Raw genomic sequence first — 16,530 nt, 5'->3', positions numbered from 1 at the left:
GATCGACTCCAGCGCGATGCCGCTGCCCGCCAGGAGCCTGCGCACCAGCGGGGTGGCGAAGATCCGCCCGGAACCGTCCCGCGGCACGCTCCCCGCGGCGGCCGGGACCGGCGCGGACACGTCCCCCTGCGCCGCACCGGGCCCCGGCGAGGATCCGGGACCGGGCACGGACTCGGGCGCGGACGCTGAGCCGCGATCAGGAGCGGCCGACGACGCGCCGCCGCTCCCCGCCGGGCCGGGCTCGGACGGTGGCACCGCTCCGTTCCCCGCCGGGCCGGGCTCGGACGGCCCGGGGTGATCGATCCCCAGTTCCGCCAGCAGCCGGCCCACGTCGGCGGCCGTGTCGGACGGTGCGCCGAGCAGCGCCATCGGCGCGCCGACCTGCACCGTCGTCCCGCCCTCGGCCAGCCGGCGCAGCAGGACCGCGTCGGCCTCGGCCTCGATCTCGACGACGGCCTTGTCCGTCTCGATCAGGGCGAGGGGGTCACCGGCCCTGAAGGGGGTGTTCTCCGCGACCAGCCACTGGGCCAGCAGCGCCTCGGTCGCACCGGCCGCGACCTCGGGCACCCTGAGGAGGATTGCCATGGTGTCTCCTGTGTGTACGGGTCAGCTGCCCGCGAGTTCGCGCAGCGCGGCGACGACCTCTTCGGTCCGGGCGATGGCGGCGCGTTCGAGCTTCTTGCTGATGCTGGGGGACGCCTCGGCGCCGGTGACCCGTTCGACGGGCCCGTCCAGCCAGTCGAACAGCCGCCGCTGGATCTCGTCGGCGAGCCAGCCGCCGTAGGAGGTGCCGACGGCGCCCTGTTCGACGATCAGCACCTTGTTGGTCTTCTTCACGCTGGCCTCGACGCACTCCCAGTCGAGGCTGGCGCGGTCGAGCCAGCGCAGGTCGATCAGGTCGGCGGACACCTCGGGCACCAGGTCGAGGGCCTCGGCGCAGTGCCGGACCATCGAGAGGTACGAGATGACGGTGAGGTCGTCGCCGGTGCGGCGCAGCGCGGCCCTGCCGACCGGGATGCGGTAGTCGAGGTCGGACACCGGCCCGGTCCCCGTCGAGGTGTACAGGTCGACGTGCTCCAGCACGACCACCGGGTCGTCGCAGGCGAGGGCCGTGTTCATCAGGCCGACGTAGTCGAACGGGTCGGAGGGGGCCACGACCCGCAGTCCGGGCGCGGTGGTGAGCACGCCCGAGGGGTCCATCGAGTGCTGGGAGCCGTAGCCGGTACCGGCCGCGAGCTTGCTGCGCAGCACGAACGGCACGGCGCTCTCCCCGCCGAACATGTGCCGGGCCTTGGCGATCTGGTTGAAGAGCTGGTCGGCGGCCACCCACATGAAGTCGGCGTACATGAACTCCACGACCGGGCGGAACCGGCCGTCGAGGGCCATGCCGCCGCCGAGGCCCGCGAACGCGTTCTCGCTGATGGGGGTGCCGAGGACGCGGTCGGGGAAGAGTTCGAGCGGCTTCCTGGTCGCGCCGTTGGTGCCGCCCTTGAGCCCGTCGACGTCCTCGCCGAGGACCACGATCGAGGGGTCCTGTTCCATCCGGCGGGCCATGACGTCGCTGACGACGTCGATGAAGCGCCGTTCGGCCAGCTCGCCGTCGAAGCCCTCGGCCTCCGCGTACCGGCTGCCGTCCAGCTCGCGGAGGTCGCCGCGGACACCGACGTCGACGAAGCCGGGGTCAGGCCAGCGGTCGGCCCTGACCCGGCGCTCGCCCGGTCTGCCGCCGGGCACCGCTTCGAGGAGCGTGTCGCCCGTGTCCCGCATCGCGCGCTGCGCGGCCGCGAGCGAGGCGTCGATCTGCTCCTCGGTGACCAGGCCCCGGCGCAGCGCCTGTTCACGCAACCGCGCCAGCGGGTCGCGGGCCCGCCAGGACTGTTCCTCCGCCTTGCTGCGGTAGCCGAAGGCGGAGCCGGGATAGGCGCCGTTCTGGTGGAAGAAGCGGTAGAGGTCGGCCTCCACGATCGTGGGTCCGCCGCCCGCGCGCATGTGGGCGACCGCCTCGGACATCGCGGTGTGCACGGCGAGCGGATCCATTCCGTCCACCCGCCAGCTGGGGATGTTGAATCCGGGGCCGCGGCCGGAGAGCCGGGGTTCGGCGGTGGCCGCGGCGACCGGGGTGGAGACCGCGTACTGGTTGTTCTCGATGAAGAAGCACAGCGGCAGCTTCCAGGCCGCCGCCAGGTTCATCGTCTCCAGCACCGAACCGATGTTGACCGCGCCGTCGCCGAAGTAGGTGACGGTGACGGCGTCCGTCCCGCTGTGCTTCTGGTTGAAGGCGAACCCGGCGGCCTGGGGGACGCCGCCGCCCACGATGGCGTTGGTGCCCATCGCCCCGGCCTCGCGCCACTGGAGGTGCATGGAGCCGCCCCGGCCGCGGCAGAAGCCGTCGGCGAGGCCGCAGATCTCGGCCAGGGCACGGTGGAGGACCTGGCGCACCTCGTCGGTGATCTCCGGCAGGGAGCCGTCCGCGGGTGCGAGCACGTGCTCGAACGCCTTGGCGAGGAACTGGTGGTGGCCGCGGTGCGATCCGTTGACGAAGTCGCCGTCGCGCAGGGCGAGCACCGAGCCGACGGCGCCGCCCTCCTGGCCGATGCTGGAGTGCGCGGGGCCGTGGACCAGGCCCGCGCCCGCCAGTTCGAGCACGTACTCCTCGAAGGCCCGGATCCACAGCGCCTGGCCGAGCATGCGCAGCAGCAGCTCCGGTGAGGCCGTGTCCCAGTCCCCGGCGGACACCCGGAGCTCGACCCACGGCGACGCCGCGCGCAGATTCTTACGTGTGGGCATCTGACTCCTTCGCCATGAACTTCTCCGCGTGGCGGCCACTATGGCACCCATTGGATCCAATGTGAAGGGATCCCTTCCAGGATCAGGCGCCAACATGCTCCAATACGGACACACAGGAGCCGACGGGGCTTCTATTGGATCCAACTCAAGAGGAGTCACCATGACGTCACCGGCCGCCGCAGGGCCCGTCCCGGGGCTGACCGGCCTCGACCACATCGGGCTCACCGTCCCCGACCTCGACCAGGCCCGGGACTTCCTGGTCGACGTGCTGGGCTGCGAGTACATGTACACACTCGGCCCCTACCTGGACGACGGCAGCTGGATGAGCGAGCACCTCAACGTCGCCGACGACACCGTGATGCGCCGTCTGCACTTCTTCCGCCTCGGGGGCCGAGCCGTCTTCGAGGTCTTCGAGTACGAGGCCGCCGACCAGCGCCGCGAACCGCCCCGCAACAGCGACGTCGGCGGCCATCACGTCGCGCTCTACGTGGACGATCTCGACGCGGCCGTCGCCCAGTTGCACCGGCACGGGCTGCGGGTCCTGGGCGAGCCCACCACCAGCCGGGGGCCGAGCCTCGGACAGCGCTGGGTCTACTTCCTCTCCCCCTGGGGCATGCAGTTCGAGCTGGTGTCGTACCCGCACGGCAAGGCCTTCGACAACGAGGCCGCCGGCTGACCCGGGGGCGACCGGCGGCCGACCGGGCGGTCGGTGTCGGAGCCGGGCCGGCCGCGTCCGACAATGAGCACAGCCGCCGCCGTTCGGCACCCGACAGCCCGGAGGAAGACCCGGCCATGAGCCAGACCCACCCGACCGCCCCGGTCGCCAGCCAGCGCATCGCCGAGCTGATCCGCGACCGGATCCTGTCCGGTCAGCTCCCCCCGGGCACCCGGATCGTGCAGGACGAACTCGCCGAGGAGCTGGACTCCAGCAGGCTGCCGGTCCGCGAGGCGCTGCGCATCCTCCAGTCCACCGGTCTGGTGACGCTCCGGGCCAACCACGGCGCCTGGGTCTCCAGCATGACCCTGCGGGACTGCACGCTCAGCTACCAGATGCGCGAGCGCCTCGAACCGCTGCTGCTCGCCGAGAGCATGCCGCTGCTGACGGCGGACCACTTCGACCGGCTCAGGGCGCTCCAGGCCGAGATCGAGGCCACCGACGACGTCGAGGAGTTCCTGGTGCTCGACCGCCGTCTGCACTGGCTCACCTACCAGGCCCAGGACACCGGGCAGCTCACCCACACGGTGGCCAGGCTCTGGGACACCACCCAGCACTACCGCAGGGCCTTCACCCACCTCACCGCGCGTGAGCGCAAGTGGATCACCAACGCCGAGCACCACCTGCTCATCCAGGCGCTGGAGGACACCGACAGCGCCTCCGCGCAGAACGTCCTCACCACGCACATCCGCAGGACCCGCCTCGAACTCACCCACCACCCGGCCGTCTTCGCCTGAGCGCCAGGCCGGGGCGGGTCAGACGTCCCCGTACGCCTCCCCGCCCGGCTCGAAGCGGGCGGTGCCCGCCGTCGCGTCGGCGAGCCAGGACCGGAAGGCCGGCACGTCGGCGTCCGGGAGGCCGATGTCGAGGGCGACCTCGTCGCCGTAGCGGACGTCGAGGACCGCGCGTCCCGCGGTGCGCAGGTCGTTCTGGATCCGGCCCGCCCGCTGGTGGTCGACGGTGACGGTGGCCAGCCGGTAGCGGCGCCTGGTGCGGGTGCCGAGCGCGTCCAGGGCCTCGCCGACCGCGCCTCCGTAGGCCCGGATGAGGCCGCCCGCGCCGAGTTTGACGCCGCCGTAGTAGCGGGTGACGACGGCGACGACGTACCGCATGTCCCGGCGCAGCAGCATCTGGAGCATGGGGACGCCCGCGGTGCCGCCGGGCTCGCCATCGTCGCTCGCGCGCTGCACGGAGGCGTTGGCTCCGATCACGTAGGCCCAGCAGTGGTGGCTGGCGTCGGGGTGCTCCCTGCGGACGGCGGCGAGGAAGTCCTGCGCCTCCCGCTCGGTGGCGGCGGGGGCGAGCGCGCACAGGAAACGTGAGCGGTTGACCTCGGTCTCGTGCACGCCCTGCTGGGCGACGGTGCGGTACTCGTCGGGCATCCGGCCAGCCTAATCCGGGGCGCGGGCGGCCCGGCCGGGGGCTCAGGGCCTGCGGCCGCGGGGCACGAGCAGGCTCGTCAGCAGGGCGGTGCCGGGCAGCAGGGCCCGCCAGTCGGGGCCGCGCCAGGCCAGGACGGCGATCGCGGACGTGGGGAACTTCGTCCGCACCCGGTCGAAGGCGCCGTCGTCGAGGCTGTCCCCGGCGAGCGCGAGGACGAGGTCCGCGAGGCCGGGGCTGTGGCCGACCAGGAGCAGCGTCCCGACACCGGCGGACGTCTCCTGGACGACGTCGAGCAGCTCGGGCGCGTCGGCGCCGTAGAGGCGGCCGTCGAGGCGGACCGGCGGCGGGGTGCCCCACTGCGCGGACGCCAGCTCCCAGGTGCGGCGGGCGCGGGTGGCGGTGGAGCAGAGGGCCAGGCCGGGCAGGACGTCCCCGTCGGCGAGGGCCCGTCCGGCGGCCGGGGCGTCGCGCAGCCCGCGCGGGGCGAGCGGGCGGTCGTGGTCGGGGACGCCCTCGGGCCAAGCCGACTTGGCGTGCCGCAGCACCACGAGACGGCGCAGCGCCCCCGCCCGCTCGATCACGCGCCCGCTCCCACGCCGAGGGTGAGGTCGAGGCCGAGGAGCCGGTCGGCGTAGGCGTAGGTCTCGAAGCGGGCGCCGTCCGCGAGCCCTCCGGTCCCCTCCACCAGGGCGAGCACCCGCAACACCTCGGGCACGTCCAGGTCGTCCTCCCAGGCGGAGCGCAGCCGCGCGCGCATCGCGTCGGGGACGGGCCTCGACGGGTGCGCGGCCCATCCCGCGACGGCCCGCCGCCACCGGACGAGGGTGTCGTGGGCGGCGTCGAGGACGGCCGTGTCGAGCCGGGCTGGGGCGTCGCGCGGCGGGGAGAGCAGGGCGAGGCGGACGGCCGCAGGATCGCGGGCCGGGTCGGGGAACGCGGTGCCCCCGGCGCCGTCCAGGTGGACGGGCGCGACGGCGACCCGGACCCCGTCGGGGGCCTCGGCGCCCTCGGCCGCCACGTGCACGACCTGCACCTCGCCGAGGCCGAGGCCGACGTCGCGGCTGTCCTCGAAGGGGCGCATCCCGAGCGCCGCGCCGGCCGCCCGCAGCGCAGGGAGCCCGGGGTCGGCGGGTTGTCCGGGGGCCTCGGTCAGCAGGCCCCAGACGGGTGTCCCGCCGAGTTCCAGGGTCCGGACGAGGAGGTCGGCGACCAGCAGCACCCGCAGGGCCCCCGGCCCCGGGTCGGTGACATGGGCCTCGACCCTGGTCAGTCCCCTGCGGACGGGGGCGGCGTCGACGGTCTCGCCGCTTCGGGCGTCGGTGATGCGCAGCACGAGGCGAGCGTAGGCGCCGCGGGCCCCGAACGCGGACGCGCGGCGCGGATTTCCGGCCCGGGAGCCGCCCGCGGACCACCGGGAGGCCGTGCGGGGCCGGGAATCCCCGCAGGTCCCGGGCCGTTGTGCGTCTCGACGGCACATTCATCCGGTTCAGGGAGGCCCCATGTACGGCGACGACGCGACGGTCCGGCAGATTCTCGACGGGCTCGGCGACACCTGGGCCGTGGTGGGCCTGTCCGCCAACCCCGACCGGGCCGCGTACGGGGTGGCCCGGGTGCTCCAGCGGTACGGCAAGCGGATCGTGCCGGTGCACCCCGAGGCGGAGACGGTGCACGGCGAACGCGGCTACCGCAGCCTGGCGGAGATCCCGTTCGACGTGGACGTGGTGGACGTGTTCGTCAACAGCGCGCTGGCCGGGGCGGTCGCCGACGAGGCGGTGGCGAAGGGCGCGGACGCGGTCTGGTTCCAGCTCGGTGTCGTCGACACCGCGGCCTTCGAGCGGACCCGCGCCGCGGGGCTCGCGATGGTGATGGACCGCTGCCCCGCGATCGAGATTCCGCGTCTCGGCTGACACCGGTCCGGGGCCCGGCCGGAAAAGCGGGGGGGCGCGCGAGGACGGAAACCGACCCCGGTCACCGTGCCCGTCCTCGTTTTCTCACCGCCGCCAGGACCGCCGGTCCCGGGCAGCCGGAAGACCGGCGGGGCTTTTGAAGAGTCGCAGGTCAGCGACGCGTAAAGGCCACCTGACGCACCGTCGAGGAATGTCCCCCTTTCGGGTCAAGGTGTGGCCCGGCACCTTCTGCCGCACCCCTTCGCATTCCTATTCTTCGACCTCTCGGACGCGGAAAGCGCGCATTCGATCCACGAGAGGCCGTTGAGAAAATGGTAAGTGTCGACCATGCCTCCACCGGGAACGCGGGACCGCCGGACGCGCTGAGGCGGGACGTCGGCCTCATCGGTCTCACGTGGGCCTCCGTCGGGTCCATCATCGGCTCCGGCTGGCTGTTCGGAGCCGAGAAGGCGGTGGTGGCCGCCGGACCCGCGGCGATCGTCTCCTGGGTCGTCGGCGCGATCGCCATCGTCCTGCTCGCCCTGGTGCACGCGGAACTCGGCGGCCTCTTCCCGGTCGCGGGCGGCACCGCCCGCTACCCCCACTACGCCTTCGGCGGCCTGGCCGGGATGTCCTTCGGCTGGTTCGCCTGGCTGCAGGCCGCGACGGTCGCGCCCATCGAGGTCGAGGCGATGATCGGCTACGCGGGCCACTGGGAGTGGGCGAGGGGGTTCCAGCACGCCGACGGCACCCTGAGCGGCTCCGGCCTCCTCGCGGCGATCGCCTTGATGGCCGTCTTCGTCGCGGTGAACTTCTTCGGCGTCCGCGCCCTCGCCCACACCAACAGCGCCGCCACCTGGTGGAAGATCGCCGTCCCGCTCGTCGCCGTCCTCGTCATCGCGGCGGGCGACTTCCACCCGGCCAACTTCACCTCCGAGGGGTTCGCCCCGTCCGGCGTGAAGGGCGTCCTCGGCGCCATCAGCGGCAGCGGCATCATCTTCGCCCTGCTCGGCTTCGAGCAGGCGATCCAGCTCGCGGGCGAGAGCCGCGACCCCCGGCGCGACCTGCCCCGCGCCACGCTCGGCTCGGTCGCCATCGGCGCGGTCGTCTACCTGCTGCTCCAGGTCGTCTTCATCGCCGCCCTGCCGCACACCGCCTTCGCGCACGGCTGGGCCCGGCTCGACTTCCCCGGCATCAGCGGCCCCTGGGCGGGCCTCGCCACCCTGGTCGGCCTGGGCTGGCTGAGCGTCGTCCTCTACCTGGACGCGGTGGTCTCCCCCGGCGGCACCGGGCTGATCTACACGACGGCCACCTCCCGCGTCTCCTACGGCCTCGCCAAGAACGGCTACGCGCCGAAGATCTTCGTGCGGACGGACGCCCGCGGGGTGCCCTGGTTCGGGCTGGTCCTGTCGTTCCTGACCGGCGTGATCTGCTTCCTACCCTTCCCCAGCTGGCAGGAGCTGGTCGGCTTCATCACCTCGGCGAGCGTCCTCATGTACGCGGGCGCCCCGCTGGCCCACGGCGTCTTCGCGCGGCGCCTGCCGCACCTGGAGCGCCCGTACCGGCTGCCCGCGGGCCGGGTGGTCGCCCCGCTCTCCTTCGTGATCGCCGACCTCATCATCTACTGGTCCGGCTGGGAGACGCTGTGGCGGCTGGGGGTCGCGATCGTCCTCGGCTACGCGCTGCTCGGCGGGTACGCCTGGTACGCCGTCGCCACCGGCAGGCCGGACGCGCCCCGCATGGACTTCAGGGCCGCGCAGTGGCTGCCCGTCTACCTGCTGGGCATGGGCGTGATCTCCTGGCAGGGCGGCTTCGGCGGCACCGGACGCATCGGCCTGTGGTGGGACATGGCTTTCGTCGCGCTCTTCTCCCTGGTCGTCTACTACTGGGCGCTGGCCACCGCCTCCCCGGCCGAGGAGATCGAGCGGAGCATCGAGGAGGTCGTGGTCACCGACGCCCCCGCCCACTGACGCCGGGACCTGGCACCCCCTCGGACGGTCCCGCGCGTCCGCCGTCCGGCGCCGCCCGCCTGCCCCGCCGAGGCGTCCTGGGCGCCGCCATAATGTGCGGGTGACGCTCGACTCCCCCCACCTCAGCGCCCCGTCCGGCTCCCCCGGCACGCCCCGTCTCCCCGTCGTCATCGTCGGCGCCGGACCGGCCGGGCTCACCCTCGGCAACATCCTGCGGGCCGCCTCGATCGACTGCCTGGTGCTGGAGACGGAGACCCGCGCCTTCATCGAACAGCGGCCCCGGGCCGGGGTCATCGAGGAGTGGGCGGTACGGGGACTGGAGGAACGGGGCCTGGCCGGGCCCCTGTTGGCGCGGGCCGAGCGGCACAGCGCGTGCGAGTTCCGGTTCGCCGGGCGTCCGCACCGCATCCCCTACCACGAGCTGACGGGACGTCATCACTGGGTGTATCCGCAGCAGTTGCTCGTCACCGACCTGGTGCGCGAGTACGCCGACGTCCGCGGCGGCGCCATCGAGTTCGAGGTGCGGGACGTGCGGCTGCACGGCATGGACTCCGGCAAGCCCGCGGTCTCGTACACCGCAGGGGACGGCCGACGGCGGCTGGTGGGGGCCGACTTCGTCGCCGGGTGCGACGGCGCCCGCGGGGTGACCAGGACGGTGCTGCCCGACTGGGCGAAGACCTCCCGGCACGACTACGGCGTCGGCTGGCTGGCGCTGCTCGCCGAGGCACCGGCGTCCGCCGACTGCGTCCTGTTCGGCGTCCATCCGCGCGGCTTCGCCGGGCACATGCCGCGCAGCCCCGAGGTGACCCGCTACTACCTCCAGTGCCCGCCGGGGGACGACCCGGAGAACTGGCCGCAGGACAGGGTGTGGGCCGAGTTGCAGGAGCGGCTCGCGGCGACCGGCCGACCCCCGCTCACCGAGGGCCCGCTGATCGAGAAACGCGTCCTCGACCTGCACAACCACGTGGTGGAGCCGATGGCGTTCGGCCGCCTCTTCCTCGCCGGGGACGCGGCCCACCTGACCGCGCCGATCGCCGCGAAGGGCATGAACCTCGCCCTGCACGACGCGTTCCTGCTCGCCGACGCGCTCATCGCGTACCTGACCGAGGGCGACATCACGGGGCTGAGCGGCTACTCGGACGCCTGCCTGCGCCGCGTCTGGGACTACCAGGAGTTCTCGCAATGGCTCTCCGACGTCTACCACGGGGCGTCGTCGGGCGACCCCTACCGGGCCGGGACCACCCTCGCCCGCCTGCGCCGCCTCTTCGACTCGCCCACCGCGGCCGGGGCGTTCGCGGAGCAGTACCTCGGCGAGACGCCGGCCGGCTGAGGCGGGGCAGGTCCTCGACGCGGCTCGGGTCGGCCGACGCCGAAACAGGTTCACGGTGCGGCCTTCACCGGCTGACGCGGAGCAGGCCCTCGGTGGGGCCCGCGTCGGCTGAGGCGCACTGGTCGCCCGGTACGGCCTTCGCCGGCCGGTGCGGGTCAGGCCACGCCGAGACCCGGCAGGACGACCGCGCCGGGGAGTTCGGCGAACGCCGCGCCCGGGACCAGGAGTTTGCCGCGCCGGCGTCCGCTGCCGACCAGGACCCACGGCAGCTCGACGACCGCCGGGTCGACCAGCACCGGCCAGTCGGCGGGCAGTCCGATCGGGGTGATGCCGCCGTACTCCATGCCGGTCTCCCCGGTGGCGGTGTCCATCGGCGCGAAGGACGCCTTGCGGGCGCCGAGTCGGCGGCGGACCACCCCGTTGACGTCGACCCGGGTGGTGGACGGCACCAGGCACGCGGCGAACGAGGTCTCGCCGCCGCGCCTGCCCGCGACGACGACGCAGTTCGCGGACTGTCCGAGCAGCTCGCGCCCGTACCGCTCGACGAAGACGGCGGTGTCGGCCCACTCCGGGTCGGTGTCGACGTAGACGATCCGCTCGGCGGGCACGGTGCCGCTCCAGCGGCGTACGGCGTCGGCGACGGGCGCGGTCAGCGCGTCGAGGCGGTCGGGTGCGGGGGCGGCGTCGTCGAAGTGGCCGATGGGTGCGCGCATGGCCGCACGCTAACAGCAGCCGGGGTCCGCGGGCCGGGGCGGTTCACTGGACGGGCGGGACGGACACGGCCATGATCATCGTCAGCGGCCGGTCGCCGGTGTTGCCGTACACGTGCGGGAGCCCGGCCTCGAAGGTGACGCTCGCGCCGGTCGGCACCCGGTGCTCCACGCCGTCCACGGTGAGGGTCAGCTCGCCGGACGTGACGTGCGCGATCTCGACCGTGCCGACCGGGTGCGGGTCGGAGGGGCTGTTGTCGCCGGGCATCATGTGCCAGTCCCACATCTCCAGCGGGCCGGGCGCCTCGGTCCCGGCCAGCAGCCGGTTGTAGCTGCCCGCGTCGGTGTGCCAGAGCCGCACCGCCTGCTCGGCGGGGACGATGCGGACCTTGGGGCCCTGCTCGTAGTCGAGGAGGGTGGTGATGCTGATGCCCAGCGCGTCGCCGATCTTGACGACCGTGCCGATGCTCGGGTTGGTGCGGGCCTGCTCGATCTGGATGAGCATGCCGCGGCTGACCCCGGCGCGGGCCGCGAGGGTGTCCAGGGTGAAGCCGCGGTCGTTGCGCCAGCGTTTGACGTTGCGCGCCAGGGACTGGGTCAGCAGGTCGAGGTCCGACACGTTCCGTCCAACTCTCCACGCCCTCGTGGGGCACCGTGTTCGATGCGCGGGTGCGGTCGGCCGCACCGCGGTGCACTCGGCCGCACTGCGGTGGGGTGCACCCGATCGTGCAACGAACTGTACTGCGCGCGGTGCCGCCGGGGGTGCGCTGCGCGGGTCCCGTCAGCCGCCGTCCGGGCCGAGGTCGGCCGGCCCGGACACCGTCTCCTCGTCCAACTCCGCGAGCCGCAGCAGCTGTTCGGGCGTGATCCCGGCCGGGATCGGGACCGGGGCCGGGGTGCGCAGCGGCGGCTGCCAGCCCTCGGCCGGGGTCCAGCGGCGGACCACCCGGGCCGGGGCGCCCGCCACCACCGCGTGGTCGGGGACGGTGCCGCGGACCACCGAGCCCGCGGCCACCACCACGTTCCGGCCGATCCGGGCGCCGGGCAGGATCACCGCGCCGGTGCCGACCCAGCAGCCGGGCCCGATCTCGACCGGCTCCATCCGGGGCCACTGCTTGCCGATGGGCTGGTGGGGATCGTCGTAGGAGTGGTTGGTCGAGGTGAGGTAGACGTACGGGCCGAAGTAGCAGTCGCTGCCGATGGTGACCGTGGTGTCCGCGATGACGTGGCTGCCCCGGCCGAGGACGACGCCGTCGCCGATGCGCAGGATCGGGTCGGGGCCCAGGTCGAGGTCGGGCATGAGTCCCGCGGTGAGGGTGACCTGCTCGCCGACGACGCAGTGGGCGCCGAGGTGGATCCACGGCTCGCCGAAGACGGTGCCGAGCGGGAAGGCGAGCCGGGTGCCGGTGCCGAGGGCGCCGAACCGGAACCGGCCCGGGTGGGCGGCGGTCACCGAGCCCGTGCGCCGCACCCAGGCCCAGCCCGCGTGGACGGCGCGCTGCGGGAGCCCCCGGAACCAGGACGAGAGGGCGTTCATGGGCTTCGGCACCCGCTCACCGTACTCAGCGGGGGCGCGGCGCACGGGCGGACGGCCCTGTGATCTTCACCCCACCGGGTGGCGTACGGTGCCGGGAGGTTCCAGCACCGGCGAGGGCGAGGAGAGGCCATGGGCCAGAGGGCGTTGATCACGGAGTTCGGCGGCAAGGAGCCGCGGATCGACGAGGAGGCGTTCGTGGCGCCGAACGCCACGGTGATCGGGGACGTGACGCTGCTGGCGGGGGCCAGCGTCTGGTACGGCGCGGTGCTGCGGGGCGACGTCGAGGGGATCTCGGTGGGCGCCCGCAGCAACGTCCAGGACAACTGCACGCTCCACGCCGACCCGGGGTTCCCGGTGCGGATCGGGGAGCGGGTCTCGGTGGGGCACAACGCGGTGGTGCACGGGGCGACCGTCGGGGACGACTGCCTGATCGGGATGGGCGCGACGGTCCTCAACGGCGCGGTGATCGGGGCGGGTTCGCTGGTCGCCGCGCAGGCGCTGGTGCCGCAGGGCATGCAGGTGCCGCCCGGCTCGCTGGTGGCCGGGGTGCCCGCGAAGGTCAGGCGGGAGCTGACCGAGGAGGAGAGGCAGGGCGTGACCCTGAACGGCACGCTCTACGCGGACCTCGCGACGGCGCACCGCGAGACCCACGAGGGGTACTGAGGCTCACTCGGCGGCGGGGACGGTCTCCGCGGGGGTCTCCCGCCCGGCCGCCTCCCGCTCGGCCGCCGCCTTCTGCGCGCGGCGCCGCACCAGCAGCATCGAGCCGAGCCCGACCAGGACGGCCGCGGCGAGGCCGAAGTAGGAGAACCGCTTCAGCCAGTCCTCGGCGACGATGCCGACGTAGTAGACGACGGCGGTGGTGCCGCCCGCCCAGACGATCCCGCCGAGCACGTTGGCGATCAGGAACTTCCAGTACGGCATGTGCAGGACACCGGCCAGCGGACCGGCGAAGATGCGCAGCAGGGCGATGAAGCGGCCGAAGAAGACGGCCCACATGCCCCACTTCTCGAAGGACCGCTCGGCGGTGGCGATGTGCCCCTCGCCGAAGTGCTTCGGGAACTTCCGGCCGAGCCAGGCCAGCAGGGGGCGTCCGCCCTTGCGGCCGATGGCGTAGCCGATGGAGTCGCCGACGATGGCGCCGAGGCTGGCGCAGGCGCCGAGGATCAGGGGGTTGATCTCGGAGTGCTGCGAGGAGAGCAGGGCCGCCGAGACGAGCACGATCTCGCCCGGCAGCGGGATGCCCAGGCTCTCCAGACCGATGACCAGTCCCACCAAGGCGTAGACGGCCACCGCGGGCACGCTGTCGAGCCACTCCTGGACGTGCAAAGCCGGTTCCTCCCGATATGCGCGGTACGCGATGGATGCGACACGCGGTCCCGCGACCCTGTTCCCGGCGCGCGGCGCACGCGCGCACGCCGGAAGCCTACCGGGTCGGGCGCAGGGAGCGGCGGGCCGTCAGGGGGCCACGGTGACGGCGGTCCGCAGCGGCAGATCGCCCGCGGACGCGCCGACCCACACCGCCCTGCGGCCGGTGCCGAGGACCCGGTCGTGGCGGGCGGGGTCCCAGCAGGAGAGGGTGCGCGCGGCGACCCGCACGGTGACCAGGCGCCGCTCGCCGGGGCGCAGCGACAGCCGCCGGTAACCGGCGAGGATCCGCACGGGCTGGTCGAGGGCCAGGTCGGGCGAGGGTCCGACGTAGACCTGCGGGACGGCGATCCCGGGGCGCGGGCCGGTGTTGCGCACGGTGAAGCGGACGTCGACGCCGTCCGGGGCGGGCCGGGCGGACAGGTCCTCGTAGGCGAAGGAGGTGTAGGAGAGGCCGTGCCCGAACGGGAACAGCGGCCGGACGCCCTCGGCGTCGTACCAGCGGTGGCCGAGGTGGACGCCCTCGCGGTACTCCTCGACGCCGTCGGCCCCCGGGTAGCGGCGGGGGTCACCGGCGACGGGGTGGTGATCGTCGTCGACCGGGAAGGTCTGGGTGAGCCGTCCTCCGGGGTCGCAGTCGCCGTGCAGGACGGCCGCGGTGGCCGCCGCGCCCTCCTGCCCCGGGTAGTACATCTGGAGGACGGCGCCGGTGCCGTCGAGCCACGGCATCGAGGTGCACGACGAGGTGTTGAGGACGACGGTGGTGCGCGGGTTGGCCGCGGTGACGGCGGCGATCAGCCGCTCCTGGTTGCCGGGGAGCGCGATGGTCGCGCGGTCGCGGCCCTCGGTGGCGTCCTCGTGGGCGAAGAGGACGACGTCGTCGGCGGCGCGGGCGGCGGCGACGGCCTCGGCGACGTCGTGGGCGCGGGTGGCGGGGGTGATGCGGCGGAGCCGGAAGAGCTGTCCCGAGAGGCCGCCGCGGGCGGTGACGCGCAGGGTGTGGGTGCCCCGGGTGAGGTGCGGGGAGGCGCGGCGCACGTGCAGTCCGTCGGGGGCGGCGGTGGTGAGGCCGCCGACGAAGTACTCGTCGTAGCCGGGGGCCAGGGGGAAGAGTTCGTCGCCGTCGAGGAGGACCCGCGGGCGGGCGGTGGGGTCGCCGTCGTAGTGGAGGACGAGGGTCCAGGTCTCGGTGCGGGGGACGGTGAGGCGCCCGTCGTAGCTCCAGGTCTCTCCGGCGGCGACCCGCTGTCCCTCGGTGGTGAACGCTCCGCTCAGCACGGAGGCCGGGATCGGGTGGCCGAAGATGTCCTCGCCGAGGGCGTGCGCGACCCGCGGGGAGCGGCCCCCGAGGACGTCGAGGAAGCTGTCGGCGCGGTCCGGGACGACGTGGGCGCTGCCGCCGCCGCTCACGTAGGGCCTGGCGCCGGTCGGTCCGATGACCGCGAGGCTGCGGCCGGGGGTGAGCGGCAGGGTGCCGCGGACGTTGCGCAGCAGGGTGGCCCCGGCCTTGGCGACCTCCAGGGCGACGGCGGCACCGGCCGCCGCGTCGCGCCGGGGGCGCGGTGGGGCGCTGCCGTCGAGCAGGCCGAAGCGGTCCATGACGGCGAGGAGGCGGCGGACCGCCCGGTCGACGTGGTGCCCGGGGACCTGTCCTTCGCGGACGGCGGCCTTCAGCGGGGCGCCGAGGTAGGTGCCGTCGGGCATCTCCAGGTCGAGTCCGGCGGCGAGGGAGGCGGCCGTGCTGTGCGCGGCGGACCAGTCGGTCATCACGAAGCCCTCGAAGCCCCACCGGACGCGCAGGACGCCGGTGAGCAGGTCCGCGTTCTCGCAGGCATAGGTGGCGTCGACCTTGTTGTAGGCGCCCATGACCGCGCCGACGCCCGCCTCCACGGCCGCCTCGAACCCGCGCAGCTCGCACTCGTGCAGGGTCTGTTCGTCGACCCGTACGTCGACGGAACCGCGGTCGCGTTCCTGGTTGTTGAGGGCGAAGTGCTTGACGGTGGCGATCAGGCCCTCGCCCTGGATGCCGGTGATCTCGGCGGCGACCAGGTCCGAGGCGAGCAGCGGGTCCTCGGTGAACGTCTCGAAGTTGCGGCCCGCGTAGGGGGTGCGGATCAGGTTGACCATCGGGGAGAGCAGCACGTCCTGGCCGAGGGCGCGGCCCTCGCGTCCGATCACCTCGCCGTAGCGGCGGGCCAGTTCGGGGTCGAAAGCGGAGGCCAGCAGGACGGGTGCGGGCAGCGCCGTGGCGTGCCGGGTGACGCGGACACCGGCCGGGCCGTCGGCGAGCCGCAGCGGCGGGATGCCGAGCCGGGGCACCCCGGGGACGTGCCCGGCCTGGCCGAGCGGGTGCGAGTCGGTGGAGCCGTGCAGGAGCGAGATCTTCTCGTCGAGGGTGAGCCTGCCGAGCAGGCCGTCGACCCGGGCGCGCGCGCCGGTGCGGGCGCGGGCGTGCGCGGGGGTCGCGGGCGCGCCGGTGGCCGCCGCGGCGACGGCGATCGCGCCGCCCATCAGCCGCAGGGCGGTTCGCCGGGAGGTGACCGTGTCGGTCATGGACCGTCACTCCTTCGATGTGCGGACACGACGAGCAGGACCGCACGGGCACACGCGGTCGACTGACCGCACTATGCGGCAGAACGCCCCCACCACCCCGCTGGACACACCCCGACACGACGACGGGCGGGCGCGGCGGGGGAAGACCGGCCCGGGGAGGAGGAAACGGACGTCACCCGCGACGACACCCCGGCCCGAAGCCGGGCCGGACGGGCGAAGGTCATGACGGCACCGTCGCGGGGCGCCCCGACCCGCCCCCGGCGGGTCGGCGATCGCCGTGACGGCGGCATC

Annotated in this window: 16 protein-coding genes; 6 read left to right on the top strand and 10 right to left on the bottom strand. The window is 74.0% G+C overall.

Annotation, left to right across the window (positions count from 1 at the left end; all coding sequences use genetic code 11):
• Both GA0115242_RS25810 and GA0115242_RS25805 read right to left on the bottom strand, forming a co-directional pair.
• A partial coding sequence (locus tag GA0115242_RS25810; protein WP_305134444.1) for a biotin/lipoyl-containing protein occupies positions 1–585 on the bottom strand: 585 nt, incomplete at its 3' end.
• Between the two features lie 21 nt (positions 586–606).
• A complete protein-coding gene (locus tag GA0115242_RS25805; RefSeq protein WP_093832478.1) occupies positions 607–2,787 on the bottom strand; it encodes an alpha-ketoacid dehydrogenase subunit alpha/beta in 2,181 nt (726 codons plus the stop codon).
• Between the two features lie 160 nt (positions 2,788–2,947).
• On the opposite strand from GA0115242_RS25805, the gene GA0115242_RS25800 reads away from it, so the two are divergent.
• Together GA0115242_RS25800 and GA0115242_RS25795 are read left to right on the top strand one after the other, a co-directional pair.
• Positions 2,948–3,463 carry a VOC family protein gene (locus GA0115242_RS25800; RefSeq protein WP_093832476.1) on the top strand — a complete coding sequence of 172 codons (516 nt, stop codon included), beginning with the start codon at positions 2,948–2,950 and terminating at the stop codon, positions 3,461–3,463.
• Positions 3,464–3,579: 116 nt separating this feature from the next.
• A complete protein-coding gene (locus GA0115242_RS25795) occupies positions 3,580–4,239 on the top strand; it encodes a GntR family transcriptional regulator (protein ID WP_093832474.1) in 660 nt (219 codons plus the stop codon).
• 18 nt (positions 4,240–4,257) lie between these two features.
• On the opposite strand, the gene GA0115242_RS25790 is transcribed toward GA0115242_RS25795, so the two are convergent.
• From GA0115242_RS25790 to GA0115242_RS25780, 3 genes are read right to left on the bottom strand one after another with little or no spacing between them, the layout of a single operon-like run.
• Positions 4,258–4,884, bottom strand: coding sequence for a YigZ family protein (locus GA0115242_RS25790; protein ID WP_093832472.1), 627 nt, complete (start codon positions 4,882–4,884; stop codon positions 4,258–4,260).
• 42 nt (positions 4,885–4,926) lie between these two features.
• Complete coding sequence (locus GA0115242_RS25785; protein ID WP_093832470.1) at positions 4,927–5,466, bottom strand: SixA phosphatase family protein; 540 nt, start codon at positions 5,464–5,466, stop codon at positions 4,927–4,929.
• Positions 5,463–6,218, bottom strand: a complete 756-nt coding sequence (locus tag GA0115242_RS25780) for a hypothetical protein (protein ID WP_093832468.1) — start codon at positions 6,216–6,218, stop codon at positions 5,463–5,465. Before GA0115242_RS25780 ends, GA0115242_RS25785 begins: the two co-directional genes overlap by 4 nt.
• Positions 6,219–6,384: 166 nt before the next feature.
• On the opposite strand from GA0115242_RS25780, the gene GA0115242_RS25775 reads away from it, so the two are divergent.
• From GA0115242_RS25775 to GA0115242_RS25765, 3 genes are all read left to right on the top strand, one after another.
• A complete protein-coding gene (locus tag GA0115242_RS25775; protein ID WP_093832466.1) occupies positions 6,385–6,792 on the top strand; it encodes a CoA-binding protein in 408 nt (135 codons plus the stop codon).
• Positions 6,793–7,103: 311 nt separating this feature from the next.
• Positions 7,104–8,741: an APC family permease gene (locus tag GA0115242_RS25770; protein ID WP_093832464.1), complete on the top strand. Its 1,638-nt coding sequence runs from the start codon at positions 7,104–7,106 to the stop codon at positions 8,739–8,741.
• Positions 8,742–8,841: 100 nt separating this feature from the next.
• On the top strand, positions 8,842–10,071 hold the full coding sequence (locus GA0115242_RS25765) for a 4-hydroxybenzoate 3-monooxygenase (RefSeq protein ID WP_093832462.1): 1,230 nt from the start codon (positions 8,842–8,844) through the stop codon (positions 10,069–10,071).
• A gap of 155 nt (positions 10,072–10,226) precedes the next feature.
• Here the strand turns inward: GA0115242_RS25765 and GA0115242_RS25760 are convergent, their stop codons facing one another.
• The 3 genes from GA0115242_RS25760 to GA0115242_RS25750 all read right to left on the bottom strand — a co-directional run bounded on the left by GA0115242_RS25760 (position 10,227) and on the right by GA0115242_RS25750 (position 12,318).
• Complete coding sequence (locus GA0115242_RS25760) at positions 10,227–10,784, bottom strand: YbaK/EbsC family protein (protein WP_093832459.1); 558 nt, start codon at positions 10,782–10,784, stop codon at positions 10,227–10,229.
• 43 nt (positions 10,785–10,827) lie between these two features.
• Positions 10,828–11,400: an XRE family transcriptional regulator gene (locus tag GA0115242_RS25755; protein ID WP_093832457.1), complete on the bottom strand. Its 573-nt coding sequence runs from the start codon at positions 11,398–11,400 to the stop codon at positions 10,828–10,830.
• A 162-nt stretch (positions 11,401–11,562) separates the two neighbouring features.
• Positions 11,563–12,318 (bottom strand): acyltransferase, encoded by a 756-nt coding sequence (locus tag GA0115242_RS25750; RefSeq protein ID WP_093832455.1) that lies wholly within the window; start codon positions 12,316–12,318, stop codon positions 11,563–11,565.
• A gap of 129 nt (positions 12,319–12,447) precedes the next feature.
• On the opposite strand from GA0115242_RS25750, the gene GA0115242_RS25745 reads away from it, so the two are divergent.
• Positions 12,448–12,981, top strand: a complete 534-nt coding sequence (locus GA0115242_RS25745) for a gamma carbonic anhydrase family protein (protein WP_093832453.1) — start codon at positions 12,448–12,450, stop codon at positions 12,979–12,981.
• A 3-nt stretch (positions 12,982–12,984) separates the two neighbouring features.
• On the opposite strand, the gene GA0115242_RS25740 is transcribed toward GA0115242_RS25745, so the two are convergent.
• Together GA0115242_RS25740 and GA0115242_RS25735 are read right to left on the bottom strand one after the other, a co-directional pair.
• Complete coding sequence (locus tag GA0115242_RS25740) at positions 12,985–13,647, bottom strand: DedA family protein (protein WP_093832451.1); 663 nt, start codon at positions 13,645–13,647, stop codon at positions 12,985–12,987.
• A 129-nt stretch (positions 13,648–13,776) separates the two neighbouring features.
• Positions 13,777–16,239 carry a beta-glucosidase family protein gene (locus GA0115242_RS25735; RefSeq protein ID WP_093832449.1) on the bottom strand — a complete coding sequence of 821 codons (2,463 nt, stop codon included), beginning with the start codon at positions 16,237–16,239 and terminating at the stop codon, positions 13,777–13,779.
• Between the last annotated feature and the right edge of the window lie 291 nt (positions 16,240–16,530).

It is taken from the genome of Streptomyces sp. SolWspMP-5a-2 (assembly GCF_900091845.1).
In the GTDB taxonomy this organism is placed as follows: domain Bacteria; phylum Actinomycetota; class Actinomycetes; order Streptomycetales; family Streptomycetaceae; genus Streptomyces; species Streptomyces doudnae.
This window is presented reverse-complemented; position numbering and strand designations above follow the sequence as displayed.